The following is a 1,292-nucleotide window of genomic DNA, read 5'->3' as shown; positions in this document are numbered from 1 at the left end:
GTAGTGCAGCGCCAGCGCGGCGCCGAGCCCGTGCGACGCCCCGGTCACCACGACTGCCGTCGCCTGGGGGGCGGTCACGCTCACTCTCCGGCCTGCGCCGCCCAGGCGGCCTCGCGCAGCGGCACCACCGTGCCGTCGAGGATGCGGCGGCAGGCGCCGTCGACCGCGAGGTCGATGCCGTCGAGCGAGAAGAAGCTGCCGCGGATCTGGGTCCGCGCCACCACGACGCGGCGGAACGCCTCCAGCAGCTCCGGCCGCGGCGGCCGGCCCTCGGCCCAGAAGCGGTCGAGCCCGCCCTGGAAGCTGAGGCCCGGCAGGTCGAACACCGCACTGCCCAGCGTCTGCAGCGGCCGGCCGCGCTCCAGCGCGATCAGCCCGACGGTGGAGTTGACCACGACCACGCCGATGGCGCCGTCGACCAGCCGCTGCAGGTCGCCGCCGTCGATGAAGTCGACCCGGTCGGCGACGCCGTGCCGCGCCGCCAGCGCCTCGATCCGCCGGCGCTTGGCGACCGGCCGGAAATCCAGCGGGTGCAGCTTGACCACCAGCCGGGTGGCTGGGTCGGCATGGCGGGCGAAGGAGGCGATCACCGCCTCCGCCGCCGCGACCGTGTCGCGGTAGGGCGAGTGGGTGCGGATCTGGAAGTCGGTGTCGAGCTGCAGCGGGTGCAGGTAGTAGCGCCCGGCCTGCCCGGCCAGGTCCCGCATCATCCGCCGCGCCCGCCGCTTGACGAGAGGCGCGCGCAGGAAGCGGCCGACCCAGCCGGCATATTCCACCAGCGGATGGTCGAGGGCGTGGTGGCGGTAATGCGGGAAGGCCGGCATCAGCGCCACCAGCCCGATGGTCCACAGCACGTCCCACACCGCCCGGTGTAGGAAGTAGGACGGCACCGGGGCGGCCGCCGGCGGCGGCTCCACGCTCCGCGCCATGGCCAGGAAGGCGGCGGGGCTGCGCGGCAGGTCGGAATGGCCGTTGACGCCCCAGGCCTCGCAGGTGATCCAGCCGGGGCGCAGATAGCCCTCCTCGAACAGGTGCAGCCGCAGGCCGCGGCGGCGGGCCAGGTCGACCGCCACCCGGTGATGCGGCCGGCAGTCGCCGAACAGCACCAGGTCGGTGACGCCCTCGCGGTCGAGGATGCCGGCGACGAAGCCGCGCCACTCCTCGAACCGGCCGCGGAAGGCGATGGCGCGGCGGCGCCAGAACACCGCGTCGCCGCCGCAGATGTTGATCTTGACGATGCGCGCGCCCGCGGCCTCCAGCGCCGCGGCGCGCGCATCGTCAAGATCAACATC

At 74.5% G+C, this 1,292-nt stretch carries 1 protein-coding gene; it reads right to left on the bottom strand.

Going from position 1 to position 1,292, the window contains the following annotated elements:
• Positions 1 to 80 precede the first annotated feature (80 nt).
• Positions 81 to 1,292 (bottom strand): capsule biosynthesis protein (locus P409_RS34620; RefSeq protein WP_034849462.1); only part of this gene is annotated, 1,212 nt, incomplete at its 5' end.

This window comes from Inquilinus limosus MP06 (assembly GCF_000767795.1).
Lineage (GTDB): Bacteria > Pseudomonadota > Alphaproteobacteria > DSM-16000 > Inquilinaceae > Inquilinus > Inquilinus limosus_E.
Note: the sequence above shows the minus strand (reverse complement) of the source record. Positions and strands in the feature narration are given on the sequence as shown.